This window comes from Pseudonocardia endophytica (genome assembly GCF_004339565.1).
GTDB lineage: Bacteria > Actinomycetota > Actinomycetes > Mycobacteriales > Pseudonocardiaceae > Pseudonocardia > Pseudonocardia endophytica.
The window spans coordinates 87,416-114,273 of record NZ_SMFZ01000002.1 but is presented as its reverse complement, the minus strand read 5'-3'; the positions used below and the strand labels follow the sequence as shown (position 1 = coordinate 114,273).

Annotated in this window: 22 protein-coding genes; 14 read left to right on the top strand and 8 right to left on the bottom strand. The window is 73.5% G+C overall.

What is annotated here, in order from left to right:
* Positions 1 to 15 precede the first annotated feature (15 nt).
* Together EV378_RS19305 and EV378_RS19300 are read left to right on the top strand one after the other, a co-directional pair.
* Complete coding sequence (locus tag EV378_RS19305) at positions 16 to 1,128, top strand: amidohydrolase family protein (RefSeq protein WP_132428331.1); 1,113 nt, start codon at positions 16 to 18, stop codon at positions 1,126 to 1,128.
* Positions 1,125 to 2,285 (top strand): M20 metallopeptidase family protein, encoded by a 1,161-nt coding sequence (locus EV378_RS19300; protein WP_132428329.1) that lies wholly within the window; start codon positions 1,125 to 1,127, stop codon positions 2,283 to 2,285. The genes EV378_RS19305 and EV378_RS19300 overlap by 4 nt, the downstream gene beginning before the upstream one ends.
* Before the next feature lie 89 nt (positions 2,286 to 2,374).
* Here EV378_RS19300 and EV378_RS19295 read toward each other — a convergent pair whose 3' ends face one another.
* The 3 genes from EV378_RS19295 to EV378_RS19285 form a co-directional block, all read right to left on the bottom strand.
* Positions 2,375 to 3,520 carry an acyl-CoA dehydrogenase family protein gene (locus tag EV378_RS19295; protein ID WP_132428327.1) on the bottom strand — a complete coding sequence of 382 codons (1,146 nt, stop codon included), beginning with the start codon at positions 3,518 to 3,520 and terminating at the stop codon, positions 2,375 to 2,377.
* Positions 3,517 to 5,550 (bottom strand): acetyl/propionyl/methylcrotonyl-CoA carboxylase subunit alpha, encoded by a 2,034-nt coding sequence (locus EV378_RS19290; protein WP_132428325.1) that lies wholly within the window; start codon positions 5,548 to 5,550, stop codon positions 3,517 to 3,519. The genes EV378_RS19295 and EV378_RS19290 overlap by 4 nt, the downstream gene beginning before the upstream one ends.
* A gap of 156 nt (positions 5,551 to 5,706) precedes the next feature.
* Positions 5,707 to 7,287, bottom strand: coding sequence for a carboxyl transferase domain-containing protein (locus EV378_RS19285; RefSeq protein ID WP_243653648.1), 1,581 nt, complete (start codon positions 7,285 to 7,287; stop codon positions 5,707 to 5,709).
* Positions 7,288 to 7,399: 112 nt separating this feature from the next.
* Between EV378_RS19285 and EV378_RS19280 the strand changes: the two genes are divergently transcribed.
* Complete coding sequence (locus EV378_RS19280) at positions 7,400 to 8,086, top strand: response regulator transcription factor (RefSeq protein WP_132428323.1); 687 nt, start codon at positions 7,400 to 7,402, stop codon at positions 8,084 to 8,086.
* A gap of 54 nt (positions 8,087 to 8,140) precedes the next feature.
* On the opposite strand, the gene EV378_RS19275 is transcribed toward EV378_RS19280, so the two are convergent.
* Positions 8,141 to 10,021 (bottom strand): sensor histidine kinase, encoded by a 1,881-nt coding sequence (locus EV378_RS19275; RefSeq protein ID WP_132428321.1) that lies wholly within the window; start codon positions 10,019 to 10,021, stop codon positions 8,141 to 8,143.
* A 113-nt stretch (positions 10,022 to 10,134) separates the two neighbouring features.
* On the opposite strand from EV378_RS19275, the gene EV378_RS19270 reads away from it, so the two are divergent.
* Positions 10,135 to 10,722: an SACE_7040 family transcriptional regulator gene (locus EV378_RS19270; protein WP_132428319.1), complete on the top strand. Its 588-nt coding sequence runs from the start codon at positions 10,135 to 10,137 to the stop codon at positions 10,720 to 10,722.
* On the opposite strand, the gene EV378_RS19265 is transcribed toward EV378_RS19270, so the two are convergent.
* Positions 10,651 to 12,588, bottom strand: coding sequence for a heavy metal translocating P-type ATPase (locus EV378_RS19265; RefSeq protein WP_132428317.1), 1,938 nt, complete (start codon positions 12,586 to 12,588; stop codon positions 10,651 to 10,653). The genes EV378_RS19270 and EV378_RS19265 overlap by 72 nt on opposite strands.
* A gap of 106 nt (positions 12,589 to 12,694) precedes the next feature.
* Between EV378_RS19265 and EV378_RS19260 the strand changes: the two genes are divergently transcribed.
* On the top strand, positions 12,695 to 13,012 hold the full coding sequence (locus EV378_RS19260) for an ArsR/SmtB family transcription factor (RefSeq protein WP_207908803.1): 318 nt from the start codon (positions 12,695 to 12,697) through the stop codon (positions 13,010 to 13,012).
* 64 nt (positions 13,013 to 13,076) lie between these two features.
* Here the strand turns inward: EV378_RS19260 and EV378_RS19255 are convergent, their stop codons facing one another.
* Together EV378_RS19255 and EV378_RS19250 are read right to left on the bottom strand one after the other, a co-directional pair.
* On the bottom strand, positions 13,077 to 14,117 hold the full coding sequence (locus EV378_RS19255; RefSeq protein WP_132428313.1) for an aldo/keto reductase: 1,041 nt from the start codon (positions 14,115 to 14,117) through the stop codon (positions 13,077 to 13,079).
* 130 nt (positions 14,118 to 14,247) lie between these two features.
* Entirely contained in the window at positions 14,248 to 15,087 is an 840-nt protein-coding gene (locus tag EV378_RS19250; protein ID WP_132428311.1) for an SDR family NAD(P)-dependent oxidoreductase, read from the bottom strand.
* A gap of 250 nt (positions 15,088 to 15,337) precedes the next feature.
* On the opposite strand from EV378_RS19250, the gene EV378_RS19245 reads away from it, so the two are divergent.
* Positions 15,338 to 16,159, top strand: a complete 822-nt coding sequence (locus EV378_RS19245) for an amidohydrolase family protein (protein ID WP_165922397.1) — start codon at positions 15,338 to 15,340, stop codon at positions 16,157 to 16,159.
* A gap of 4 nt (positions 16,160 to 16,163) precedes the next feature.
* Positions 16,164 to 16,955: an inositol monophosphatase family protein gene (locus EV378_RS19240; RefSeq protein ID WP_132428307.1), complete on the top strand. Its 792-nt coding sequence runs from the start codon at positions 16,164 to 16,166 to the stop codon at positions 16,953 to 16,955.
* A 4-nt stretch (positions 16,956 to 16,959) separates the two neighbouring features.
* On the opposite strand, the gene EV378_RS19235 is transcribed toward EV378_RS19240, so the two are convergent.
* Positions 16,960 to 18,732, bottom strand: coding sequence for a DICT sensory domain-containing protein (locus EV378_RS19235; protein WP_132428305.1), 1,773 nt, complete (start codon positions 18,730 to 18,732; stop codon positions 16,960 to 16,962).
* Between the two features lie 578 nt (positions 18,733 to 19,310).
* Between EV378_RS19235 and ppc the strand changes: the two genes are divergently transcribed.
* The 7 genes from ppc to EV378_RS19205 all read left to right on the top strand — a co-directional run bounded on the left by ppc (position 19,311) and on the right by EV378_RS19205 (position 26,763).
* Positions 19,311 to 22,103: a phosphoenolpyruvate carboxylase gene (ppc, locus tag EV378_RS19230; protein ID WP_243653647.1), complete on the top strand. Its 2,793-nt coding sequence runs from the start codon at positions 19,311 to 19,313 to the stop codon at positions 22,101 to 22,103.
* Between the two features lie 93 nt (positions 22,104 to 22,196).
* Entirely contained in the window at positions 22,197 to 23,030 is an 834-nt protein-coding gene (locus EV378_RS19225) for an SCO6745 family protein (protein WP_243653646.1), read from the top strand.
* Between the two features lie 78 nt (positions 23,031 to 23,108).
* On the top strand, positions 23,109 to 23,993 hold the full coding sequence (locus EV378_RS19220) for a phytanoyl-CoA dioxygenase family protein (protein ID WP_132428303.1): 885 nt from the start codon (positions 23,109 to 23,111) through the stop codon (positions 23,991 to 23,993).
* Between the two features lie 15 nt (positions 23,994 to 24,008).
* Positions 24,009 to 25,046: a Gfo/Idh/MocA family protein gene (locus tag EV378_RS19215; protein WP_132428301.1), complete on the top strand. Its 1,038-nt coding sequence runs from the start codon at positions 24,009 to 24,011 to the stop codon at positions 25,044 to 25,046.
* Positions 25,043 to 25,174 carry a hypothetical protein gene (locus tag EV378_RS36790; protein WP_279389654.1) on the top strand — a complete coding sequence of 44 codons (132 nt, stop codon included), beginning with the start codon at positions 25,043 to 25,045 and terminating at the stop codon, positions 25,172 to 25,174. The genes EV378_RS19215 and EV378_RS36790 overlap by 4 nt, the downstream gene beginning before the upstream one ends.
* A gap of 1 nt (position 25,175) precedes the next feature.
* Positions 25,176 to 25,895 carry an rRNA methyltransferase gene (locus tag EV378_RS19210; protein ID WP_132428299.1) on the top strand — a complete coding sequence of 240 codons (720 nt, stop codon included), beginning with the start codon at positions 25,176 to 25,178 and terminating at the stop codon, positions 25,893 to 25,895.
* Between the two features lie 100 nt (positions 25,896 to 25,995).
* A complete protein-coding gene (locus EV378_RS19205; protein WP_132428297.1) occupies positions 25,996 to 26,763 on the top strand; it encodes a LamB/YcsF family protein in 768 nt (255 codons plus the stop codon).
* Positions 26,764 to 26,858: the final 95 nt, after the last annotated feature.

Sequence of the window (26,858 nt, the reverse complement as noted above, 5' to 3'; positions counted from 1 at the left end):
AGGCAGGCTGGGGCGGTGATCGACGTACCCGGCACGGCACTCGTCGATCACCACTGCCACGGGATCGTCCCGGGCGTTCTCGACCGCGCCCGCTTCGAGTCGCTGCTCAGCGAGGGTGGCGCACCTCCTCCCGGTACCTCGAACTTCGACACCCCGGCCGGGCTCGCGGTCCGCAGGCACTGCGCACCGCTGCTGGACCTGGACCCGCACGCCGCGCCGGACGAGTACCTGGAACGCCGGGCCGCACTGGGCGACGGGGCCGTCTCCCGTCTGCTCGGCGCGGCCGGGATCGGCCGCCATCTGGTCGACACCGGTTTCCGCGGCGACGAGCTCACGACGCCCGACGAGCTCGCGGCCTACACCGGCGCCGGACACCGCGAGATCGTCCGGCTGGAGGCCGTCGCCGAGGCGCTCGCCGCGGAGGGCGTCGAGCCGGACGCGTTCGCCCCGACGTTCGCCCGGCGCCTGGAGGAGGTGGTGCGCGAGGGCGGCGCGGCCGGTCTCAAGTCCGTCGCGGCGTACCGGGTGGGCTTCGACTTCGACCCCTCTCCGCCGTCGTCGGCCGAGGTCACAGGTGCGGCGGCGAACTGGCTGCATGGCCTGGGTGAGGAGCCGCCCCGGCTCGCCGATCCCACGCTCACCCGGCTCCTGTTGTGGACGGCCGTCGAGACCGGTCTGCCGATCCAGTTCCACGTCGGTCTCGGTGACTCCGACATCCGGCTCCACCGCACCGATCCCGCCCTGCTGACCGACTTCGTGCTCGCGGCACCGCGGACACCGGTGATGCTGCTGCACTGCTACCCGTTCCACCGCAACGCCGGCTACCTCGCCGCCGTGCACCCGACCGTCCACCTCGATCTCGGGCTCACGCTGACGTTCGTCGGTCCGGCGCGGGCCGGGCAGGTGCTCGCCGAGGCACTCGAGCTGGCACCGTTCGGCAAGGTGCTGTTCTCCTCGGACGCGTTCGGCCTGGCCGAGTTCTACCACCTGGGCGCGTACGCGTTCCGGCGCGCGCTGGGCGACGTGACCGACGAGCGTGTCCGGTCCGGGGAGTGGGCGGCCGCGGACGCGGAGCGCATCGTGACCATGATCGCCGCCGGCAACGCGGAACGGGTATACGGCCTGTGAGCGACATCCTGGACCGGCTCACCGCGGCGCTGGCCGACGAGCTGCCCGCCGCCGTCGAGCTCCGGCACGAACTGCATCGGAACCCGGAGGTCTCCGGGGCCGAGGTGCGGACGGCCGCGCGCGTCGCGGAGGCGCTGGGCGAGCCGGAGGCACCCGTCGTCGCGGGTACCGGGCGGCTCGTCCGCGTCGGCGGCGAGGGCCGGTGCGTCGCGCTGCGCGCCGAGCTCGACGCGCTGGCGATGCGCGAGGAGACCGCCGCGCCCTTCGCGTCGACGAACGACGCCATGCACGCCTGCGGCCACGACGTGCACCTCGCCGGGCTGGTCGCCGCCGTACGGACGCTGCGCCGGGTCGGCGGACCGCTTCCGGTGCTGGCGATCCTGCAGCCGCGGGAGGAGAAGCACCCGTCGGGCGGGCAGGACGTGGCGGGGTCCGGCCGGCTGGCCGACGAGCAGGTGGGCGCGGTCCTCGGCGTGCACCTGCAGCCGCAGGTGCCGCTGGGCGCCGTCGCGGCCGACCCCGGCGTGGTCAACGCCGCGTGCGACGAGATCGAGATCACCGTCCGGGGCGCGGGCGGCCACGGCGCGTACCCGCACCTGGCCGAGGATCCGGTCCCGGTGCTGTGCCGGATCGTCGGCGCGATCCCGGACGTCGTGCGCGACACGGTGGACCCGATGCACCCGTCGGTGGTCACGCTGGGCATCCTGCGCGCGGGCACCGCGCCGAACGTCCTCGCCGAGACGGCGTTCACGCACGGCACGATCCGCACCTACCGGTCGCGGGACCGCGAGCTCCTGTTCGACGGCCTGCGCCGGCTCGCGACCGGGTACGCGGCCGCGCACGGCCTCACCGCCGAGGTGACCTACTCGCCGGTCGAGCCGCCGATGGCCAACGAGCCCGGTCTCACGGCCGCGGTGCGCGCCCGGCTCGAGGAGTCCGGTTTCGTGCTCGCGCCCGAGTTCCGGTCCTGCGGCTCGGACGACTTCGCGTTCTACTCCGCGGTCGCACCGAGCACGATGATCTTCCTCGGGACGGGCGATGGCGAGCGCCCTCCGATGCTGCACGACGCGCGCTTCCTGCCCTCCGACGACCGCGTCGCGGACGCCGCCCGCGCCTACCTCGCCGGGTACGTGGGCGCCTGCTCGACCCTGACCTGATCCCGGACTCCACCCGGTGATCGACGACCGCGTCCGCGTCGGGGCCGGATCCGGCCCCGATCCGGACCCGTCAGCCGGTCAGCGGCGACTCAGAGACCCAGCTGGCGCGCGATCAGCATCTTCTGGACCTCGGACGTGCCCTCGCCGACCTCGAGGATCTTCGCGTCCCGGTAGAAGCGGCCGACCGGGTACTCGTTCATGAACCCGTAGCCACCGAAGATCTGCGTCGCGTCACGCGAGTTGTCCATCGCCGCGTTGGACGCGACGAGCTTCGCGATCGCCGCCTCCTTCTTGAACGGCTCGCCCGCGACCAGCTTCCCGGCCGCGTGCTGCCAGGCCAGGCGGGCCGTGTGCGCCCGCGCCTCCATGTCGGCGATCTTGAACTGGATCGCCTGGTAGTCGCCGATCGGGTGGCCGAACGCCTCCCGCTCGTGGGCGTAGCGCACGGACTCGTCGACGCAGCCCTGCGCCAGCCCGACCGACAGCGCAGCGATCGCGACCCGTCCCTCGTCCAGGATGGACAGGAACTGGGCGTACCCGCGGCCGCGCTCGCCGAGCAGGTTGGCGGCGGGGACGCGGACGTCGTCGAAGAACAGCTCGCGGGTGTCCGAGCAGTTCCAGCCGACCTTCGAGTACTTGCCGCCCACCCGGAAGCCGGGCGTGCCGGAGGGCACGAGGATCGCCGAGATCTCCTTGCCGCCGTCCGGCTTCTCGCCGGTCACGGCCGTCACGGTGACGACGGAGGTGATGTCGGTGCCGGAGTTCGTGATGAAGCACTTCGACCCGTTGATCACCCACTCGTCGCCCTCGAGACGGGCGGTGGTGCGGGTGGCGCCTGCGTCGGAACCACCGCCGGGCTCGGTCAGCCCGAACGCGCCGAGCGCCCGGCCGGCCGCGATGTCCGGCAGCCAGCGGGCCTTCTGCTCGTCGGTTCCGAAGCGGTAGATCGGCATCGCGCCGAGCGAGGTGCCGGCCTCGACGGTGATCGCCACCGACGAGTCGACGCGGGCCAGCTCCTCGAGGACCAGGCAGAGGGCGTAGTAGTCGCCGCCCATGCCGCCGTGCTCCTCGTCGATGGGCAGGCCGAACAGGCCCATCTCGCCCATCTTCCCGACGATGTCGTACGGGAACTCCTCGCGGATGTAGAGGTCGCCGATGACCGGCGCGACCTCCTTGCGCGCGAACTCCTCGACGGTCTCCCGCAGCGCGTCGTACTCCTCGGTCGTGGTGCTCATGACGATCCCTCCGCTGAGCTGGTGCTCGTTCCGCGTTCGCTGCTCTCGGTGGCGGGCTCGACCACGACGAGCACGTCGCCGCGCGCGACGGTGCCTCCGGTCCGGGCCCTCAGCTCGCGCACCGTCCCGTCGACCGGGGCGGTGAGCACGTGTTCCATCTTCATGGCCTCGACCACGACGAGCGTGGTCCCGGCCGTGACCTGGTCGCCCTCGGCGACCTCGACGACGGTCACCGTGCCGGGCATCGGCGAGACGACCGGCCCGCCACCGCCGTCGGTCGCGGTGCGCGCGGCCTCCAGCGGTTCCTGCTCGCGCACGCCCCAAGCCGAGCCGTCGCGGGCGATCCAGACGACACCGTCGGCGCCGGTCGCGACCGCGTAGCGGCGGCTGCGCCCGTCCCGGACGTGCGCCAGACCGCCGGCGACGGCAGACGTGCTGGTACGCACCGGGTCCGCGTCCCCGACGACGATCTCGGCGTCCCGGGCACGGCCCCTGGCACGAACCTCGACGGGCTCGTGCCCGGCGACGACGAGACGGCGCGTCGTCCACGCGGCCTCACCGACGCGCCAGCCGCCGGGCACGTCGAACGGGTCGACGACGGCGGAGTCCGGCTCCAGGCGCAGCAACGCCTGCCCGACGACGGCGGTGAGCACGTCCGGCGGCAGTTCGGTCGTGGCCAGGTCGGCCAGGCGCCGCCCGACCAGTCCGGTGTCCAGGTTCCCGGCGCGGACGTCGGCGTCGGCGAGCAGCCCGCGCAGGAAGCCGACGTTCGTGTCCAGGCCGAGCACGGTCGTCGCACCGAGGGCGGTGTCCAGGCGGCGCAGCGCCTCGTCACGGTCCGCCCCCCAGGCGATGACCTTGGACAGCATCGGGTCGTAGTCGGAGCCGACGAGCGTGCCATCGGCCAGGCCGGAGTCGACCCGCACGCCGGGCCCGACCGGCTCGTGCAGCGCGAGCACGCGTCCGCCGGACGGGAGGAACATGCCGTCGGAGACCGTCTCCGCGTACACCCGGGCCTCGACCGCGTGGCCGCGCAGCTCGACGTCGTCCTGCGTGATCGGCAGCCGCTCACCGGCCGCGACGCGCAGCTGCAACTCGACCAGGTCCAGACCGGTGACCATCTCGGTGACCGGGTGCTCGACCTGCAGCCGGGTGTTCATCTCCATGAAGAAGAACTCGTCCGGACGGTCGGAGCTGACGATGAACTCGACGGTCCCGGCGCCGGTGTAGCCGACCGAGCGGGCCGCCTCGCACGCCGACTCGCCCATCGCGCTCCGCTGCGACGCGGTGAGCAGGGCGGACGGCGCCTCCTCGACGATCTTCTGGTGGCGGCGCTGCAGCGAGCACTCGCGCTCGCCGAGGTGCACGACGGTGCCGTGCCCGTCGGCCATCACCTGGATCTCGATGTGCCGCGGCGTGGTGACCAGGCGCTCGACGAGCAGTGTGTCGTCGCCGAACGAACCGCGTGCCTCGCGCCGGGCGCCGGCGATCGCGTCGGGCAGCTCGGACTCGGCGTACACCTCCCGCATTCCCTTGCCGCCGCCACCGGCGGACGGCTTGAGCAGCACCGGGTAGCCGATCTCGGCGACGGCGTCGGCCAGGTCGTCGTCGGACAGCCCGGCGCCGTCGGATCCCGGCACGACCGGAACGCCCGCCTTGGACACGGTCTGCTTGGCGCGGATCTTGTCGCCCATCGCGTCGATCGCCGACGACGGCGGCCCGACGAACGCGATCCCGGCCTGTTCGCAGGCCGCGGCGAACGCCGTGTTCTCGGACAGGAAGCCGTACCCGGGGTGGATCGCCTCGGCGCCGGTCGCGCGGGCCGCGGCGATCACGTTCTCGATGGAGAGGTACGACTCGGCCGCGGCGGCCGGGCCGATCCGGACCGCCTCGTCCGCCGCGAGCACGTGCGGGGCATCGGCGTCGGCGTCCGAATACACCGCGACCGACCGGATGCCCAGCGCACGCAGCGTCCGGATCACGCGGACCGCGATCTCCCCGCGGTTGGCGACCAGCACGGTGTCAAACACGCGTTCCCCTTCCCGAACGAACGGCACCTTCGTCACATGTGATTGCCCGAACGGCACCTTCGTTCGGGTGGGGGGTGGGCCGTGGCGCCGCGGTGGTCCGGGCCGGGCCGGCGGGTCGCGGAGCCGAGGTGGGCTGTGCGGTGGTGGGCACGGCGCTCACATCCGGAAGACGCCGAAGGCCGGGTCGGCCAGAGGCGCGTTGGCGGCGGTGGACAGGGCCAGGCCGAGGACCGTGCGGGTGTCGGCGGGGTCGATGACGCCGTCGTCCCAGATCCGGGCCGTGGAGTAGTACGGGTGGCCCTGGCTCTCGTACTGCGCGCGGATCGCGTCCGGGTCGGCGTTGCCCACGGTGCCCAGCACGGTGGCGGCCTGCTCGCCACCCATCACCGAGATCCGCGCGTTCGGCCACATGAACAGGAACCGCGGCGAGTAGGCCCGCCCGCACATGGCGTAGTTCCCGGCACCGAACGACCCGCCGATCACGACGGTCAGCTTCGGCACCCGCGTCGAGGCCACCGCGGTGACCATCTTCGCGCCGTTCTTCGCGATCCCGCCCGCCTCGTAGTCGCGCCCGACCATGAACCCGGAGATGTTCTGCAGGAACACGAGCGGGATGCCCCGCTGGTCGCACAGCTCCACGAAGTGCGCGCCCTTGACGGCGGACTCGGAGAACAGGATCCCGTTGTTCGCGACGATCCCGACCGGGTGCCCGTGGATCCGGGCGAACCCGGTGACCAGCGTCGTCCCGTACTCCGGCTTGAACTCGTGGAACCGCGAGCCGTCGACGACGCGGGCGATCACCTCGTGCACGTCGTACGGCGTGCGGGTGTCGGTCGGCACGGCGCCGTAGAGCTCAGAGGGGTCGACGGCCGGCTCCTCGGTCGGCGTCACGTCCCACGGCCGCGGCGCGCGCGGACCCAGCGTCCCGACGATCGACCGGACGATCTGCAACGCGTGCGCGTCGTCGTTCGCCAGGTGGTCGGTCACGCCCGACGTCTTCGAGTGCAGGTCACCGCCACCCAGTTCCTCGGCCGTCACGACCTCACCGGTCGCGGCCTTCACCAGAGGCGGACCACCCAGGAAGATCGTCCCCTGGTTCCGGACGATCACCGCCTCGTCGCTCATCGCCGGCACGTACGCACCGCCTGCCGTGCACGAGCCGAGCACGGCCGCGATCTGCGGGATGCCGAGGCCGGACATCGTGGCCTGGTTGTAGAAGATCCGGCCGAAGTGCTCGCGGTCCGGGAACACCGAGTCCTGCTCGGGCAGGTACGCGCCGCCGGAGTCGACGAGGTAGATGCAGGGCAGGCGGTTGTGCAGCGCCACCTCCTGCGCGCGCAGGTGCTTCTTGACCGTCATCGGGTAGTACGTGCCGCCCTTGACCGTCGCGTCGTTCGCGACGATCACGCACTCCCGGCCGGACACCCGCCCGACACCGGTGATCATCCCGGCACCGGGGGCCTGCCCGTCGTACATGTCGTGCGCGGCCATCGGGGACAGCTCGAGGAACGGCGACGACGGGTCCACCAGCGTGTCCACCCGGTCGCGCGGCAGCAGCTTGCCGCGCTCCACGTGCCGCGTCCGCGACTTGGCCGGCCCGCCGAGACGACTGGACGCCAGATGCGCGTTCAGGTCCGCGACGAGGTCACGGTGGGCCGTGGCGTTCCGCGCGAACGCCGGGTCCGACGGGTCCACCGACGTCTCCAGCCGCGGCGCGGCGTCGATGCCGTGCGTCATGCCGTCCCTCCTCGGTAGTTAATACTCATTAACAGGTTAGCGGTCATTAACCGATCGGTCCACCCCGAGGTCGTTCAGCGCGCTCACAGGCCCGCCCTCTACGGTTGACCTGGTGCGGGTACTCCTGGTCGAGGACGAGAAACCGCTCGCCGAGCTGGTCCGTCGCGGGCTGGCCGCCGAGGGCCACGACGTCGAGGTGACCCACGACGGGAACAGCGGCCTGCAGGCCGCGCTGTCCGGGCGCCACGACGTCGTCGTGCTGGACATCATGCTCCCGGGACAGTCCGGCTACCGGGTGCTGCAGCACCTGCGGGGCGCCGGTGTCTGGACGCCGGTGCTGATGCTCACGGCCAAGGACGGCGAGTACGACGAGGCCGACGCGTTCGACCTCGGCGCCGACGACTACCTCACGAAGCCGTTCTCGTTCGTCGTACTGCAGGCGCGGCTGCGGGCGCTGCTGCGCCGGGCCGGGGAGAGCGCGCCCGCCGTGCTCCGGGTCGGCGATCTGACGCTCGACCCGTCCACCCACCGCGTGCACCGCGGCGAGGTGGAGATCTCGCTGACGCCGCGCGAGTTCGGCGTGCTCGAGCACCTCATGCAGCGGACCGGGCAGGTCGTCACGAAGATCGACATCCTGCGTTCGGTGTGGGACGCGCACTACGACGGCGAGGTCAACGTCGTCGAGGTCTACGTCGGCTACCTGCGGCGCAAGATCGACGCGCCGTTCGGTACCGCGAGCATCGAGACGCTGCGCGGCGTCGGCTACCGGATGGTGGAGCCGGCCGGCAGGCCGGGCTGACCGCTCCGGGCGCGCGTTGCGAGCGCGCGGGACCCGGTGCTGGGTTCCGGGTACTCAGTTCCGGGACGACGACCCGGGTGTCCGGCGCGGACGGACCGGCATGGTCGGGCGGCCGGGCGTCTCGCGCGTCCCGCCGGGCGGGGTCGCGACGGCCGTCCCGGTCCGCGGCACGATCGGCAGCGGACGGGTGGCGTTCTGGTCGGCCGGGCTGCCGACCGTGTTCGGACGGATCGGCAGCGGGCCGGTCGGGGGGTCCAGTGCGGACCGCCCGACGGGGTGCGGCGTCACCGGCGTCCTGACCGGACCGGGCGACGGCCGGCCCGGGCGCGGGCCTTCCCACGGTGGGCCGCCCGTCGGCGCCGGTGGCACGGGCATCCGCTCGTCCTCCGCTCCGGCGACCGTCTCGCCGGTGGTGTCGCCCGCCGTGACGGACAGCTGCTGGTCGTCGTCCTCGACGGGATCCGGTTCGGCCGCGGCCATCGGCATCGAGACCCGGAAGCGCGCCCCACCGAGCGTCGTGGACTCGTCCACCGCGACCGAGCCGCCGTGTGCCGCAACCAGCTCGGACACGATCGCCAGCCCGAGCCCGGAACCGCCGTCGCCACGGGCACGCGCCTCGTCGAGGCGCACGAAACGCTCGAACACCCGCGCCCGGTCGGCCTCGGGTACGCCGGGACCGTCGTCCTCGACGTCGACGACGGCCGTCTCGCCGTCACCGTGCACGGTGACCAGCACCGCGTGGCCGGCGTGCCTGCGGGCGTTGTCGACGAGGTTGCGCAGCACCCGGACGAGCTGCCCGCGGTCGCCGGTCACGCGCACCGGCTCGGTGCTCACGGTGACCGCCACCCGGTCGTCGGCGCTGGGACGCACGCGCTCGGCCTCGGCGATCTCGTCGAGGTCGACCTCCTCGCGGCGCGGGGTGAGACCGCGCTCGTCGGCCCGCGCGAGGAACAGCAGGTTCTCCACCAGAGAGGTCAGCCGCGTCGTCTCGCCGCGGAGGGTCTGCACGGTCGCCATGTCCGCGGAGTCCTCCGGCATGCCGGCGCCGAGCAGCTCGAGGCCGGTGGAGACGGTGGCCAGCGGGCTGCGGAGCTCGTGGCTGGCGTCCGCGACGAACCGCCGCTGGGTGGCCTGGGACTCCTGCAGGCGGGAGAGCATCCCGTTCATCGTGCGGGCGAGCTTGCCGACCTCGTCCTGCGTCACCGGTTCCGGTACCCGCGTGGACAGGTCGCGGTCGGTCAGCCCGGCGACGCGGCGGCGGATCGCCTCGACAGGGCGGAGCGCGCGGCTGGAGAACAGGTAGGTGAAGAAGCCGGTGACCAGGACGAGGATCGGGACGCCGACCATCACCATCACCTCGACCGTGTCCACGGCCTGGTGGACCGGCAGCAGCGGCTGACCGACCAGCACGGTGATCGGGCGGCCCTGCGCCGAGTAGCCCTCTGCGACGAGCAGCACCTCGTCCGTCGTCCCGTCGGCGCGGGTGATCACCGTGCTGGGGATGATCAGTTGCTGGCCCGGGTCGAGGACGACGTCGGACATCCGCGCCTGGTCGTCGAGCGTGTCCGACGAGCCGATGATCTGGACCTCCGGCTTGTCCGGGACGTAGGCGTAGCCGTCCGGACCGCGGTTCTCGTCGGAGTCGTTCGAGTAGTCGGTGACCACCTGCACCAGGTCGCCGCGCTTCCCGGTGGCCTCCAGCGCGTTGCGCTTGGCGTCCCCGGTGCCGGAGAAGTTGGCCTGGATCCGCTGGCCCAGGACCTCGGCCTGCTGCTGGCCCGCGTCCGCGACGGTCGAGCGCAACGACTGGTTGAGCAGGAGCACGAGCGACAGCCCGGCCACCACCAGCACGACGGCCACCGCACCGGCCGCGGCCAGCGCGGACACCACGCGCACGCCCATCCGGGCGCGCAGCCAGCGCAGGGGGCCGTTCACACGACAAAGGGTATCGAACGGCTCCTGTGACCCGGCTGAGCGGACCGCGGCGCCGACCTGCCCGGTGACCTGCACGGTGAACGATCGTTAACCTCCCGCGCTATCCTCTCGGGATGACCGCCCCGCGCACGACCCGGCAGGAGGACCCCGCACCGACCCGGCGCGAGCAGATCCTCGTCGTCGCGGCGCGCCTGTTCGCCCGGCACGGCTTCCACGGCGTGAGCATCGCGGACCTCGGCGCGGCCGTCGGCGTCAGCGGGCCGGCGCTGTACCGGCACTTCCCGGGCAAGGAGGCGCTGCTCGAGGAGATCCTGGTCGGGATCAGCGAGCGCCTGCTGGCCGGTGGGCGCGAGCGGGCGGGCGGCGAGCCCCGGGCCACCCTGGTCGCGCTCGTGGATTTCCACGTCGCGTTCGCGTTCCGCGAGCCCGAGCTGATCGTCGTCCAGGACCGGGACATGGCGAACCTGCCGGACGAGGGACGACGACGGGTGCGGCTCCTGCAGCGCACCTACGTCGAGATCTGGGTGGAGACGCTGCGCCAGGTGCACCCGGACATGTCCGCAGAGGCGGCGCGGATCGCCGTGCACGGCGTGTTCGGGCTGCTCAACTCCACGCCGTACTCGACGGGCTCAGGAGACTCCGACGCGGTCGGCGCCGAGGTCCTGCGCCGCATGGCGCTCGTCGCGCTCGGCGTCGGCTGAGGATCCGCCCGGCACGTTCCAGCCCGGCCACACCAGAAGGCGCAGGCCGTTCAGGCACACGAGCACGGTGGACAGCTCGTGCCCGGCCACGCCGACGGCGAGCGGCAGCGTGCCGAACAGGTCCCATCCGACCAGGACCGCGATCACGACGGCGGCGAACGCGAGGTTCGCCCGCGAGATCCGCCGCGCCCGCCGCGCCAGCCGGACCAGCGGGGCCAGCGACGCGACCGGATCCCTGGTGAGCACGCCGTCGGCGGCTCGCACGCCGAGGCCACCGGCACCGTCGCCGACGACGAGCCCGACGTCCGCGCTCGCCAGCAGCGGCGCGTCGTTCAACCCGTCGCCCGCGGCGAGCACCCGGCCGTAGCGCTGCAGGCGGCGCACGTGCTCGACCTTGTCGGCGGGCAGCAACCCGGCGTGCACCCGGTCGACTCCCAGCTCGGCACCGACCCGCCGGGCCGGGCCGTCCGCGTCGCCGGTGAGCAGCTCAGGAGCCCGGCCGAGCGTGGCCGTCAGGTCCGCCAGTGCCGCGCCGGCACCCGGTCGCAGCTCGTCGGCCAGCGCGAGGACGCCCGCGAGCGCGCCGTCGACGACCACGACGACGGCCGTGTGGCCCTCTGCCCGCAGGTCCTCGACCTCGGCGGGAGCGGGCCCGTCGAGCAGCTCAGGACGGCCGACCGCCACGTCGTGCCGACCGACCCGGGCGCGGACGCCGGTACCGGGGAGTGCCGTGGTGCCGTCGGCCCCGGGGATCTCCAGATGGCGGGCGTGCTCGCGAACGGCCCGGCCGAGCACGTGCTCGCTGCCGACCTCCGCCGCCGCGGCCATGGCCAGCACCTCGTCCGCGCCCCATCCGCCGACCGGACGCACGTCGAGCACCCGGGGACGGCCGACGGTCACGGTGCCGGTCTTGTCCAGCGCGACGGCGTCGACCTCGGCCAGCGCCTCCAGCACGGTCGCGTCCTTGACCAGGGTGCCGCGACGACCGGCCACGGCGATCGCGGCGAGCAGCGGCGGCATCGTCGCGAGCACGACGGCGCACGGCGAGGCGACGATCATGAACGTCATCGCCCGCAGCAGCGTCTCCCGGAGGTCCGCGCCGAACGCCGGCGGGACCGCGAGCAGCGCCGACGCGGCCACGACGACGGCCACCGAGTACCGCTGCTCGATCCGCTCCACGAACAGCTGGCGGCGCGACTTCGTCTCGCTGGCCCGCGCGACCTGCGCGGCGATCCCGGCGACGACCGTGTCCGCCGCGTCCCGCGTGACGTGCACCCGCAGCGAGCCGGTGCCGTTCACGGTGCCGGCCAGCACGTCGTCGCCGACGCTGCGGCGCTGCGGGACCGGCTCGCCGGTCAGCGTCGCGGTGTCCACCTCGCTCACGCCCTCGTCGACGCGGCCGTCCCCCGGGATCCGCTCGCCCGGACGGACCAGCACCCGGTCGCCCGCGACCAGGTCGGCGGCCCGCACCGTGCGCTCGCCGTCCGGGTCCAGCCGGGTGGCGGTCTCCGGTGCCAGATCGAGCAGCGCGTCGATGCTGGCCCGGGTGCGCGCCGTCATCACCGCCTCCAGCGCGCCGGACGTCGCGAAGATGACGATCAGCAGGCCACCGTCGAACCACTGGCCGATCGCCGCGGCGGCGACCGCCGCGACGACCATCAGCAGGTCCACGTCGAGCGTCCGCTCGCGCAGCGCCCGCAGGCCCTCGAGCAGCGGCTCCCACCCGCCCGCGAGGTAGCACGCCAGGTAGGCGGCCACGACGAGCGGCCACCAGGCACCGAGAAGGTCACCGACGGCGGCGACCGCGAACGCGGCCAGGGCCGCCGCGGCCCACCGGACCTCGGAGAGGACGAGAGCGGAGCGCATACCGTCGGACACTACCTGCGCACTCACGAAGGTACGCAGTGAACTGACCAATAATTCTGATGAACGATCACCCGCGCAGATGCGCAGGTGTCGTAGACTGCGTGGCGTGCACGACGAGATCACCGGCTTCGAGATGCCGCCCGACGGCGAGGTCCGTCGTGCCGCGGACCGGCTGCGGATGCTCGGGGACCCGACCCGGCTGAAGATCCTCTGGGCGCTCGCGCAGGGCGAGTCGTCCGTCGCGTGCCTGGCCGAGATCGTCGGCGCGGCACCGACGGCGGTCAGCCAGCACCTGGCGAAGCTGCGCCTCGCCGGCATCGTGAACCACCGCCGCGAGGGGACGTTCGTCCACTACACGCTGGACGACGAGGACGTGCATGCGCTCCTGACCAGCGCCCTGCCCCACGCCCCCCGTCCCAGCTGAGTCCCGCACCTCGCGAACGCGCCGAACGGCTGTGGCGTCCGTGCCACGTCCGTGCGCGGCGTGACTACCCCAGTAGCGTCAGGTCGGCGGCCGAGAGCCGGTCGGACGCCGTCTGCTTCTGGTGCCAGTACGGGTAGCGCAGCGGGGTCGCGCTGACCTCGTCGAGGCGATCCACCTCGTCGCCGGAGAGCTCCAGTTCGGCCGCGGCGAGGTTGTCGGTGAGCTGCTCCTCGTTCCGCGCGCCGACGATCAGTGACGACACGCCGGGCTTGCGGAGCAACCACGCCAGCGACACCTGCGCGGCCGAGACGCCGTGCGCCGCACCGATCTCGACGGCGACCTCGACGATGTCGTAGAGCCGCTCCTGGTCGTGCACCGGCGGCTCGCTCCACTCGGTGAGGTGCCGCGACGTCTCCGGCGAGTCCTTACCGCGCCGGAACTTGCCGGACAGCAGACCCCCCGCGAGCGGGCTCCACACGAGGATGCCGAGGTCCTGGTCGATCGTGGCCGGGACGAGCTCCTGCTCGGCCGCCCGCTCCTGCAGCGTGTAGTGGATCTGCTGGGAGACGAAGCGCACCACGTGTTCCCGCTCGGAGACGCCCAGCGCCTTCATCAGATGCCACGCCGAGTAGTTCGAGCAGCCGACGTAGCGGATCTTGCCCTTGCGGACGAGCGTGTCCAGCGCCTCGAGCGTCTCCTCCAGCGGCGTCTGACCGTCCCAGGCGTGCACCTGGTAGAGGTCGATGTGGTCGACGCCGAGCCGGCGCAGGCTGTCCTCGCACCCGCGCACGATGTGCTCGCGGGACAGCCCGGCGTCGTTCGGGCCGTCGCCCATCGGCATCCGGACCTTCGTGGCGAGCAGGACGTCGTCGCGGCGGCCCTTCACCACCTCGCCGACGATCTCCTCCGACGCGCCCTGCGAGTAGACGTCCGCCGTGTCGATCATGTTCACGCCGCGGTCGATGCTGAGGTCGACGAGCCGTCGGGCCTCGTCCACGCCCGAGTTGCCGACGTTGGCGAAGCCGCCCTTGCCGCCGAACGTCATCGTGCCGAGCGTCATCGTCGAGACGCGCAGCCCCGACCGTCCGAGCTTCCGATACTCCATGCGGGCGGTGTTCCCCGCCGGCGCCGCGATCATGCTCGACGGGCGCACGTCGCAGGGCGTCGGCCGACGTCGCATACCCCGCACGATCTGCGACGACCGGTGAGGGCCTGCGCGGCCCCGGCCGTGCGGTTCAGACGCGTCGGATCGTCGGCGGGACGCCGGTGCTGCCGCGGTTGACGCCGGTCAGGCCGCGCTCGCCGGGGCGCCCGCCGTAGGCCTCGTGCATCCGCGGACCGGCGGCCGTCAGCCCGCCGTCCACGGTGATCTCCTCGCCGGTGACGAACCGGGCGCCGTCGGAGACCAGGAACCCGATCGCCTCGGCGACGTCCTCGGGACGGCCCATGTCCGGCCACGGCTGGCGTCGCGCCATCACGGCGGCCGCCTTCTCCTGCGCGGCGGCACCGTCGACGGCGAGCGGAGTGACGATCAGGCCGGGACAGACGGCGTTCACCCGGATCCGGTCGGCGGCCAGCTCCTCGGCGGCGGAGCGGGTCAGGTTCAGCACGGCGGCCTTCGCCGCCGAGTACGCCTGCGGGCCGGCCCCTCCGCTCTTCGCGGCCACCGACGCCGTGTTCACGATCGCGCCGCCGTTGCCGGCCGCGCGCATCGCCCGCGCGCCGTGCTTGATCCCGAGGAACACGCTGCGCACGAGCACCGCGAACGTCCAGTCCCACTCGTCGACGTCGATCTCGGTGAGCGACCCGAACGCGCCGCCGACGCCCGCGTTGTTCACCACGGCGTCGATCCGCCCGAACTCGTCGACGCACCGGGCGACGGCGCCCGCCACGTCGTCCTCGGACGACACGTCGACGACCGAGAACGACGCACCGAGCTCCTCGGCGGCGGCCGTACCGGTCGCCCGGTTCAGGTCGGCCACCACGACCGACCAGCCCCGCTCGCGCAGCAACGCGACCGTCGCCCGACCGATGCCGCTCGCCCCGCCCGTGACAAGGGCCGCCCGCTCCGTCACACCGACCTCCCGTTCCGTGCACCGATCGAGTGCGACGGTAGGCCACCGCGCCGGTGTCGGGCGGGGTTCAGGGCGCCCCCGGTCCGCCGGACGGCTCCGGCACCGGTGATCGGCGCAACCGGCACGAGGACGCCACACGTGGCGCGTTCCGGCCGGTTCCCCCGATCACGGTGCCGGGCGCTCCTGCGGAAGCCGACCGAACGACGGCGGCGTGGTCCCCCGCTGCGCGGGGATGTGTGACGGTGGGGCCATGAGCCCGGTGCCGGACGGAGCGGTGGACGTCCACGCCCATGTGATGACCGGCGCGTCCGCCGGCGTGCCGGGCGCGGCCTACGCCCCGTTCGAGGCTCCGCTCGGCGACTACCTGGCCCATCTGGACGGGCTCGGTCTCGCCGCGGGCGTGCTGGTCACACCGAGCGCCTACGGCACGGACAACTCCGTGCTGCTCGACGCACTCGCGGCGTCGCCGGGACGCCTGCGCGGTGTCGCGGTCGTGGGCGACGGCGACGATCTCGGCGCTCTGGACCGCGCTGGCGTGCGCGCGGTGCGGGTGCAGGACCGGTTCGCCGGTGGCGCCCCGGTCGGCGCCCTGCCGGATCTGTTGCGGCGCAGCGCGTCCGTCGGTGACCGGCCGTGGCACGTCGAGGTGTGGACCGATCCCCGCGAGCATCTCGACGTGCTGGCCGCGAGCCTCGCGACCGGCCGGGTACTGCTCGACCACCTCGGCATGATCCCCGCACCCGCGCCCGGCCGGTCCGATCCGGCGATCCCGGTCCTGCGGACCCTGCTCGGGTCCGGAGACTGCTGGGTGACGCTGTCCGGCGCGTACCGGCTGGCGCCCGGCGTGCCGGAGACCGACGCGGCCGAGCGGCTGGCCGACCGCGTCGACGCCGTGCTGGACGTCGCCCCGGACCGGGTCGTGTGGGGGTCGGACTGGCCGTACGTCGCGGCGCCCGGCCCGGCCCCGACTCCCGACGACCACCGCGCCGTGCTCGACCTGTGGCTGCCCGACACCGAGGTGCGCCGGCGGGTGCTGGTGGACAACCCGCGTCGCCTGTACGGCCTAGGCTGAACACATGACCACAGTGGACCTCGCGCACGCCAGGGACATCGCCGAGGCCGCGGCACGAGCGGGCGGAGCGGTGCTGGCCGCCACCGACCGGACGCAGATCGACGTCCACCTCAAGGACGAGCGGGTCGACCTCACGACGTCGGCGGACGCCGCCTCCCAGGAGGCCGCCGTGACGGCGATCCGGGCCGCGTTCCCGGACCACACGGTCGTCGGCGAGGAGGGCACCGTGCCGGGCTCCGACTCCCGGCACGTCTGGTACGTCGACGGGCTGGACGGCACGTCGAACTTCACGCACGGCCTGCCGTGGTTCTGCGTGTCCGTCGCGTTGCGGATCGACGGCGCGGCAGCGGCCGGCGCGGTCCACGACCCGGTGCACGACGAGCTGTTCTCGGCCGCCCGCGGGCTTGGCGCCACCTGCAACGGGCACCCGCTGACGACCGGCGGACCCGATGAGATCCGGCGCGCCGTCGTCGCGACGCAGGTGCAGACGTCGGACCCGTCGCGGATCGCGCGCTTCACGCGCGAGCTGGAGGCGCTGATGAACGCGTGCGGGGGCGTCCGGTTCCTCGGCGCACCCGCGCTGCTGCTCTCGCACATCGCGGCCGGTCACCTGACCGCCTACGTCGAGCGGGAGATGCCGCCGTGGGACATCAGCGCCGGGCAGATGATCCTCACCGAAGCCGGTGGGCGGCTCACCGACCTGGACGGCACCGACGTCGACACCGCCGCCGTCACCGACGTGGTGGCCACGAACGGCCGGATCCACGACGCGCTGCTGGCGGCGTTCCCGCGCTGAGGAGTCAGCGACGGTGCCCGTTCGGCGGGTCGGACAGGTCGGCGAACACGTCCATCCGGGCCCGCGGGTCGCCGGTCGACACCGGGTCGTCGCCGTAGACCAGCCGGTGCAGGGCCTCCTGGGCGGTCCGTTGCGGCAGATCCGGCGCCGCGACGGCCGCGGGCTCCGCGTCGTCGACGGGCCCGTCCGGCGCCGTCCCGTGACCGCCGTGCCGCGATGCCGGAGGGTCGAACCCGCCGGCCGCAGGCCCCGCGTCCGGCGAGCCCGTGTGGCCGAACGGCGAGACCGCGGGCCGCGGTTGCGGTGGCGCGGGGACCGGCGGGGCCTCCTCCGGATCCGCCTCGACGGCGTCCGGATCGTTCGAGTACCGGCCGTTCGCGTCGTCGCGACTCTCCTCGGGTCCGGCCTCGTCCGGCGTGACGTCGGACGAGGCCTCGACGACCGGACCACGGGAGGCCGCCCGTCCGGACCGGCCGGCGTGCAATGCCGTGGACGACACCGTGACCCGGCCGCCGTCGATCTCGCCCGCGTCGAGCGGGCCGGATCCGCCGTCGAGATCCAGGCGTGTCAGCGAGCCGTGGAGCTCGTCCACCGGCAACGGACGGCGGCAGGTGACGACCGTGGCGACCCGCGCCCGCAGCGCGATGTCCGGGTACCCGTGTGAGGCCAGCTCGAGCTGCTCGGAGATCTGGTCGCAGAGCCCGGCCAGGTGTCGCTGCGACGCGCCGGGCACCACCACGAGGAACTCCCGCGCGCTCATCCGCACGACGGCGTCGACCGGCCCGAGGGGTTGGGTGAGCGCGGCCGCGACCTGGTGCGCGGCGAAGTACGACGCCCGCTCGTCGTCGCGCATCGCGTCGCCGTCGAGCTCGGCGACGTCGAACAGGGCGAGCCCGATCGGCAGCGGGTTCGCGCCCGTGGGGTGCGACCACCGCCGCAGGAAGTCCGGGTTCGCGACGCCGCTGTGCGGGTCGGTCGTCGCAGCCGCGCGAGCGGAGACCGCCCGCTGCGCGTCGGCCAGCTGCTCGCGCAGCTCGCGGGTGCCGGCCCTGGCGGTCAGCATCCCGTCCATCATGTGACCGAGCGACGTCGTCGCCCAGGTCTCGCCGGGTGTGCCGGCGGAGGCGGCGGGCGCGCCGCCGGCCGGCATGTGCTCGGCCAGCAGGTCGTCGATCGTGCCGCGGAGCACGACGTCGAGGCGGTCACCGAGGGAGAACCGCAGCCGGGCCAGCTCGGTACCCGCCTGGGCGCGCGAGTAGCCCCAGCGCCCGACGAACTCGCGGTTCGCCTCGTGGTCGCGCTCGGAGGGGTCGAACGCGTGCTGGTCGGTGGCCACCAGGAACGCGCCTGCCGCCGGTCCGACGGCGACGACGCTCCACTCGTCGGCCAGCGGCTCGTCGGGGCGCAGGGACACGACGTGCACACCGTCCGGCGGTTGGTGTTCGTCGCCCTCCACGAACCCGACGACGACGATCGCCCCCGCCGCGGCCATCCGCGCGTAGACCTCGCGCTCGCGGTCGAAGAACCGCAGCTGCTGGAACAGCGCGACGACGACCGTCGGGTACCCGATCGGTCCACCGAGGACGGCCTTCTCGATGCTGTGCGAGAGCGACACCAGCAGCCGCTTCGGCGTCCGCTGCGGCCGCGCACCGGACGCCCGCTCCCACGCGGAACGGCGAGTGTCCACGAGTCCGTCCAGATAGGACTGATCGGACGCGACGCGTGCCGCGTGCGCGAGGGGACCCTCGTCCCCCCGCTCGCCCTGACCGGTAGCCATGGCCGCTCCCTCCGCTGCGGATGGCGACGATCCAATTACCGTCCGACCTCACGGGCAACCTCACCGGGGCCCCGAACGTCGGACCTACGGAAGCCCGCGACCAGCGGCAACAGCCGGTGAACGACGGCCGACGTGACGACGAACGTGAGGTCCGACGCGGCCAGCGGACCGACGTAGCCCGTCCGGGCGACGCCATGGTCGAGATTCCGGACGGCCGCCCCTCCGGACCCGACAGAACGTGACCGGGTGTCACCCGGATGCCGGGGCTCAGACCTGCGATTCCGCGACGCCGCCCCCGCTTCCCCGAGCCGCGCCCCACTTCCCCGAACGAACGGCACCTTCGAGCAGTGTCATTGCTCGAAGGTGCCGTTCGTTCGACAGGGCAGGGGTGGGCGGGGCGGGGGTGGCCCGTGGGTGGGGTGGGGGTGTGGCAGAGGGAGGGGGTGTGTTTCCCGCGGGTTACGGGTGGGCGCTGGAGTTGGCGACGCCGGCCGCCGGCGGGGGACGATGCCGGGACGACCCGCTCCCACCGGTGCGAGCGGCCCGACGACCCGCCGCGCGCGGGGAACGGAGTACCCGTGCCGGAGAACACCACGCCCGCCGCCGTCCCGTCCGAGCCGTCGCACACGGAACTCGCACCGGACTCGCTGTCCGCGCACTCCGGCGTCGTGTCCGAGTCCGAGCACGAGGCCCTGCGCAAGGACATCCGCCGCCTGTCCACGATGCTCGGCGAGACGCTGGCCGAACAGGCCGGACCGGATCTGCTGGAGCTCGTCGAGGACGTCCGGCACCGGGCCCGCGAGGTGACCGACGGCGAGGTGGAGCCGGACGCCGTCGCAGCCCTGCTGCACGGCATCGACGCGGGCACGGCCGTCGTGCTGGCCCGCGCGTTCTCGCAGTACTTCCAGCTGGCGAACGTGGCCGAGCAGCTGCACCGCTCCCGCGAGCTGCGGGCGCTGCGCCCGGCCGACGCGCGCCCGTTGCGCACGGTCATGCGACGCCTCGCCGAGGAGGCCGACCCGGACGAGGTCGCCGACGTGCTGTCCCGCGCGCAGCTGCGGCCGGTGTTCACGGCGCATCCGACGGAGTCGTCGCGGCAGTCGGTGCTGGCGATCCTGCGCCGGGTCGTCGACGGGCTGGACACCGGCCTGTCGGACCGGAAGCTCGGCGCGCTCGTCGACATGCTCTGGCAGACCGACGAGATCCGGCCCGGCAGGCCGACCGTCGTCGACGAGGCCCGCAACATCTCCTGGTTCGCCGAACGCCTCGGTGAGCGCACCGTCCCGGACCTGCTCGACGAGTTCGCCGCCGAGGCCGCCGGCGCCGGGCTGACCGTGCCCGACGACGTCCGCCCGCTCGCCCTCGGGTCCTGGGTCGGGGGCGACCGGGACGGCAACCCGAACGTCACCCCCGCCGTCACGCGCGAGGTGCTGGAACTCTATGCGGACAGGGCGCTGCGCATCCACGCCGACCAGGTCGCGCAGCTGATCACCGAGCTGTCCGTGTCCACCCGCGTGATGGGTGTGTCCGAGGAGCTGCGCGGGTCGCTGGCCCGCGACCGCCGCGCGCTGCCCGATGTCTACGACCGGTTCATCCGGCTCAACGCGCACGAGCCCTACCGTCTGAAGCTCTCCTACGTGCAGGAACGCCTGGAGCGCACCCGCCGCCGGATCGCCGAGCACGGACCGCACGTGGAGAACGAGGACTACCTCGGCGTGGCGGGTTACCTCGACGATCTCGGCGTCCTGGACCGCTCGCTGCGCGGGCACCTGGGCACCCGGATCGCGGAGGGGACGCTGGCGCGGGCGATCCGGTCGGCCCGCGCGCTCGGCCTGCACCTGATGGAGCTCGACGTCCGGGAGCACTCCGAGAAGCACCACGAGGCCCTCGGGGCGATCTTCGACGCGCTCGGCGAGCTGGACCGCCCGTACGCCGACCTGAGCCGCGACGAGCGCCGCGAGCTGCTCTCGGCCGAGCTGCGGGGCCGCCGCCCGCTGATCCGCCGGCACTACGGGGTACCGGAGGCCGCGGCGAAGGTGGTCGACACGTTCGACACGCTGCACGCCGTCCAGCACGAGTTCGGCCAGGACGTCGCCCGCACCTACATCGTGTCGATGGCCCGCGACGTCGACGACCTGCTCGCCGTCGCCGTGCTGGCCCGCGAGTCCTACATGGTCGAGATCAACGACCACCCGCGGTCCTCCGTGGACCTGGTCCCGCTGTTCGAGACGGTCGAGGAGCTGTCCAAGGCGGGCGAGCTGCTGGACGGGCTGCTGACCGACCCGGGCTACCGCCAGCAGGTCCGCAACCGCGGTGACCTGCAGGAGATCATGCTGGGCTACTCGGACTCGAACAAGGGCGCCGGGATCACCAGCTCGCAGTGGGAGATCCACCGCGCGCAGCGCCAGCTCCGCGACGTCGCCGCACGGCACGGCGTGAAGCTTCGGCTGTTCCACGGGCGCGGCGGGTCGGTCGGCCGCGGCGGCGGACCGGCCGGCGAGGCGATCGCGTCCGCACCGTTCGGCTCGGTGGACGCGACGATGAAGCTCACCGAGCAGGGCGAGGTCATCTCCGACAAGTACTCGCTGCCCAGCCTCGCGCACGACAACCTGGAGATCCTCCTGGCGTCCATGTTGGACGCTTCGCTGTTGCACCAGGCGTCGCGCTGGCCGGAGGAGACCCTGGAGCGCTGGGACGAGGTGATGACGTGCGTCGCGGCCGCGTCCACCGAGTCCTACCGGCGCCTCGTCGGCGACCCGGACCTGCCGGAGTTCTTCACCGCGGCGACGCCGGTCGACGAGCTGGGGCGGCTCAACGTCGGGTCGCGCCCGTCGAAGCGGCCCGGTGCCGACCCCTCCCTCGACGATCTGCGCGCGATCCCCTGGGTGTTCGGCTGGACCCAGACGCGGATGGTCGTGCCCGGCTGGTTCGGGCTGGGCAGCGGCCTGCGCGCGGCCCGTGAGGCCGGATACGACGACGACCTGCAGGACATGCGGAAGTGGGCGTTCTTCGCGAACCTGATCGGCAACGTCGAGATGACGCTCGCGAAGACCGACCTGCGGATCGCCTCGAACTACGTGAGCACGCTCGTCGAACCCGCGCAGCAGAAGCTGTTCGAGCTGATCCGCGAGGAGCACGAGCTGACGCTGCGCGAACTGCTGCGGCTCACCGGCGACCGCGCGCTGCTGGCCCGGCACCCGGTGCTGCGCAACACGCTCGAGGTCCGCAACGCCTACCTGGAGCCGCTGCACCACCTGCAGGTCGAGCTGCTCGAGCAGCGCCGCCGCACCGAGGAGCCGGACCCGGACCTGGAGCGCGCGCTGCTGCTGACGATCAACGGCATCGCGGCCGGGATGAAGAACACCGGCTGACCCGTCCCCCGCGCTCGGCGCCGTCCGGCGAGGCCCGGATTTCACTCCGCAAGGCTCCGATGAGTCCGGGTTGCACGGCCGGTCGAACAGGCCATGAGCACCCCGAGCACCGCCCGTCGCATGTTCGAGCTCCTCGAGCCGATCTGCCTGGTCACGTTCTTCGCCGACGAGGCCGACGAGGAGCTCGCCGCCCTCGGCCACCGCACCTACTGGGACGGCTACTTCGCCAGCCGCGCCTTCCCGCTGGGGCGGGTGCCGGCGCAGGTCGTGCACGCGGCCTTCTACAGCTTCGCCGACGGCGAGGCCGCGCGGCACATCCCGAGCGCGTGGGCGACGGTCCCGCCGGAGACGTCGTTCGACGCGTGGCGGCGCGGCAGCGCGGCGTCGGTGCGGCGGATCCTCGGCGACGGGCTGGCCGCCTCCCCCGGCCTGGCGCGGGCCGCCGACCTGGCCACGAAGGCCGCGCACGGCGCGCCCACGAACGGCCGGGTGCTGTTCGCCGGGTGGCGCTCGCTCGACGTGCCGAGCGACCCGGTCACGCGCCTGTGGCACTCCGCGACGATGCTGCGGGAGCACCGCGGTGACGGGCACGTCGCCGCCCTCGTCGGCGCGGGCGTCGGCGGCACGGAGGCCCACATCCTGTCCGCCCTGGAGCACGGCATCCACCCGCCGGAGTCGTTCGGGCGCGTGCACCACCTGCCGCGCACGCGGTTGGCGGCGGTCATGGACGGCCTGCGCGAGCGCGGGCTCGTCGACGCGGACGGCCGGTTCACCGACGCCGGCCGCGAGACCAAGCAGCGGATCGAGGACCTGACCGACGAGCTCGCCGTCCCGCCGTACGACGCCCTGTCACCGGCCGAGCTCGGCGAGCTGTTCGGCGAGCTCGAGCCGATCACCGCGACGCTGGTGGCCGCCGGATCGCGGTGACCCGAGGTCCGGCCACGGGTGGACGAAACGCCCCTCCGGCAGGTTCCCTGGTGTGCTGGGAGCCAACGAGGAGGAGCAATGACGCTCGCCGACAACCGGACGCGACCGAAGGTGATCACCGAGGAGCAGCGGGACTTCTACGACCGCAACGGCTACCTCGTCCTGGAACGGATCATCCCCGACGAGTGGCTGGAGCGCCTGCGCGCGGTCACCGACGAGATGGTCGAGCGCAGCAGACCGCTGACCGAGTCGGACAGGGTGTTCGACCTCGAGCCCACGCACTCCGCGGAGGACCCGCGGCTGCGACGCGTGACGAGCCCGGTCGACCAGCACCCGGAGTACTGGGCGTTCGCCTCGGAGTCGGTGATCGCGGACGTCGCGGCCGACCTGGTCGGCGACGACGTGAAGTTCCACCACTCCAAGCTCAACTTCAAGTGGGCGAAGGGCGGCGCGGAGGTCAAGTGGCACCAGGACATCCAGTTCTGGCCGCACACGAACTACAGCCCGCTCACGATCGGTACCTACCTCTACGACTGCGGCATGGAGCAGGGGCCGCTCGGTGTGATGCCGGGCAGCCACGAGTGGGAGCTCTACGACCTCTACGACGACCAGGGCAACTGGCGCGGCGCACTGTCCGAAGAGGACGCGGCGGCCGTCCCCGCCGAGCGGACCGAGTACCTGCCGGGACCGGCCGGGTCGATCACGATCCACAACTGCCGGATGCTGCACCATTCCGCGGCCAACCACTCGGACATCGGCAGGCCGCTGCTGCTCAACATCTACAGCGCCGCCGACGCGATGCCGTACACGTACAACCCGTTGAACTCGAGCCACGCCGGGGACGTCGTGCGCGGGAACCCGGCCCGGATGGCGCGCCACGACCCGCGCCCGTGCCCGATCCCGCCGGACTGGTCGGGCGGCTACTCCGGCCTGTTCGCCCAGCAGCAGGCGCCGGCGATGTAGCGCTACGGTCGTCGCGTGGGTCTGCGAGCCGGGATCATCGGGACGGGCTTCATCGGGGCCGTGCACGCGCACGCCGTACGCGCCGCGGGGGGCACCGTCTCCCGGGTCGCGGCGTCCACTCCGGACCGTGCCGTCGCTGCGGCACAGCGGCTCGGAGCCGCGGCCGCGTCCGGCAGCGCGGAAGAGCTGATCGACGCCGACGACGTGGACGTCGTGCACGTGTGCACGCCGAACTCGCTGCACGTGCCGCTCGCGCGGCGGTCGCTGGACGCCGGGAAGCCGGTCGCGTGCGAGAAGCCGCTCGCGACGACCCTGGCCGACGCGTCGTCGCTGGCCGGTCTCGCGAGGGGCCAGGTGGCCACGGTCCCGTTCGTCTACCGGTTCTACCCGGTCGTGCGCGAGATCCGGGCGCGGGTCGCGGCCGGTGACGCGGGGGCGGTCCACGTGCTGCACGGCGCCTACCTGCAGGACTGGCAGGCCGCGAGCGCCCCGGCCGGGTGGCGCGCTGACCCGGCGGAGGGCGGCACCCACCGGGCGTTCGCCGACGTCGGCGTGCACTGGTGCGACCTGGCCGAGTTCACCTCCGGCCAGCGGATCACCCGGCTCTGCGCCGTCACGGCCGAGTCCGGCACGACGACGACCGTGCAGCTCGCGACGGACGCCGGCGCACTCGGGTCGGTGGTGATCAGCCAGAGCTCGCTGGGCCGTCGCAACGCGCTGCTGCTCTCGCTGGACGGGGAGCGCGCGTCGTACCGCTTCGACCAGGAGGACCCGGAGACACTGCGGATCGGACAGGTCGACGGCGACCTCGCGCAGCACCGCGGATCGCCCTCGTTCTCTGCCGACTCGGCGCGGTTGTCGCTGATCCCGCCCGGCCATCCGCAGGGTTACCAGGACTGCTTCAACGCGTTCGTCGCCGACACGTACGCGGCGATCGGAGGTGCTGTGCCGGAAGGACTCCCGACGTTCGACGACGGGCTGCGCGCCGCCGTGCTCGTCGACGCCGTGATCCGGTCGCACGAGTCGGGGAGCTGGGTGGAGGTCCCGGCGTGAAGCTCGGCATGCCGACCGCCTGCCTGCCGGAGTCGTCGCTCGCCGACATCGCCGCGCGGGCGTCCGGGCGGGGATGCGAGGCGCTCGAGGCCGCGGACCGGACGCTGCGGCCGCTGATCGTGGCCTGAGGTGCGGTATCACCACGCGCCTGCCGCCGACCACGGAGCGCTGGACGCCGTGCTGGTCTCCGCGCCAGGACGCCCGACCCTGCCGGTCCGGTTGACGCTGGAGCTGTTCGGGAGGGCGCTGTCGTTCGTCGGGGACGGCACCGGCCCGGTGACGGTGTGGGACCCGTGCTGCGGCGCCGGGACGACGCTGGCGGTGCTCGGTCTGTGCAGGGGCTCGGTGCTCTCCGGCCTCCTCGGCAGTGACGTCGACCCCTCCCCGCTGGACCTCGCCCGTCGCAACCTGGCACTGCTGGATCCCGGTGGTCTCGACGGCCGCGCCCGTGACCTGGACGCGCTCGCCGCACGGCACGGCAAGGCGAGCTATACGGGCGCGGCCTCCGCCGTCCGGGGTCTCGGCGGCGCGCCGGTCTCGCACGAGGTCGCGGTCGCCGACGCGACCGATCCGGCCGCGACCGCCCCGCTGGTCGCCCGCCACCGTCCGCACGTGGTGATCGCCGACCTCCCGCACGGCATCCGGACGAGCTGGTCGGGCTCCGACGACGCCGCGTCGGAACTGGTCACGGCGCTGGCGGCCGTCCTCACACCGGATGCGGTGATCGCGATGGCCGGGCTCGGCCGGAAGCTCGTGCTCCCGTCCGGAACCCGCGCGCTCGATCGGCTCCGCGTCGGACACCGAGCGGCCGCGATCGCACGGGCCGGGGACGTCTCGCGCTCGACGTGAACGTGACGGTCGTCCGGAGGCGGCCGGACAGCTGTGGTGTTCACGTCGACGGGGGCCACCCCTCTCGCGGGCTGCGGGCTCAGCCGGGACGATCCGGGCCATGGCTTCCGAGCGCGCCCTCGACCTCAACGCCGACCTCGGCGAGTCCTTCGGGCAGTGGACGCTCGGCGACGACGACGCGATGCTCCGGCTCGTCACGTCGGCGAACGTGGCCTGCGGGTTCCACGCGGGTGATCCGTCCACGCTGCGCAGGGCGACGGCAGGGGCGGCGCGGTCGGGGGTCGCCGTCGGAGCTCAGGTGTCCTATCCGGACCTGGGCGGGTTCGGGCGGCGGTTCGTCGACGTCGAACCGGCCGCGCTGACCGACGACGTGCTCTACCAGCTCGGCGCGCTCGAGGCGATGTGCCGGGTGGCGGGCGACCGGGTCCGGTACGTGAAGCCGCACGGCGCGCTCTACAACGCGACGCGCACGCACGAGGCGCAGGCGGCGGCCGTCGTCGAGGCGGTGCGGGCCTACGACCCGTCGCTTCCCGTCCTCGGCCTCCCCGGCTCCGCCCTCCTGGCCGCCGCCGAGTCGGCCGGCCTGCGCGCCGTGCCGGAGTTCTTCGTCGACCGCGGCTACACCTCGGAGGGCGCGCTCGTGCCGCGGCGTGAACCCGGCGCCCTGCTCGACGACGCGGACGAGGCCACCCGCCGCCTGATCCGGATGGTCGACGAGGGCGTGGTCCGCTCGGTGGACGGCACCGACGTCACGGTGCGGGCCGAGTCCGCGTGCGTGCACGGCGACTCTCCCGGCGCCGTCGCGATGGCACAGGCGGTCCGCGACGGCCTGGGTGCCGCCGGGATCCGGCTGTCCGCGTTCGTCTGAGCGCGACCTCGCAGGCCATCCGGCGACCGCGCAGGACGCGCAGGGGCTGCGACGTCTGCGAATCGCCTGCGAGGTCACGCGAGCGACGAGCCGGC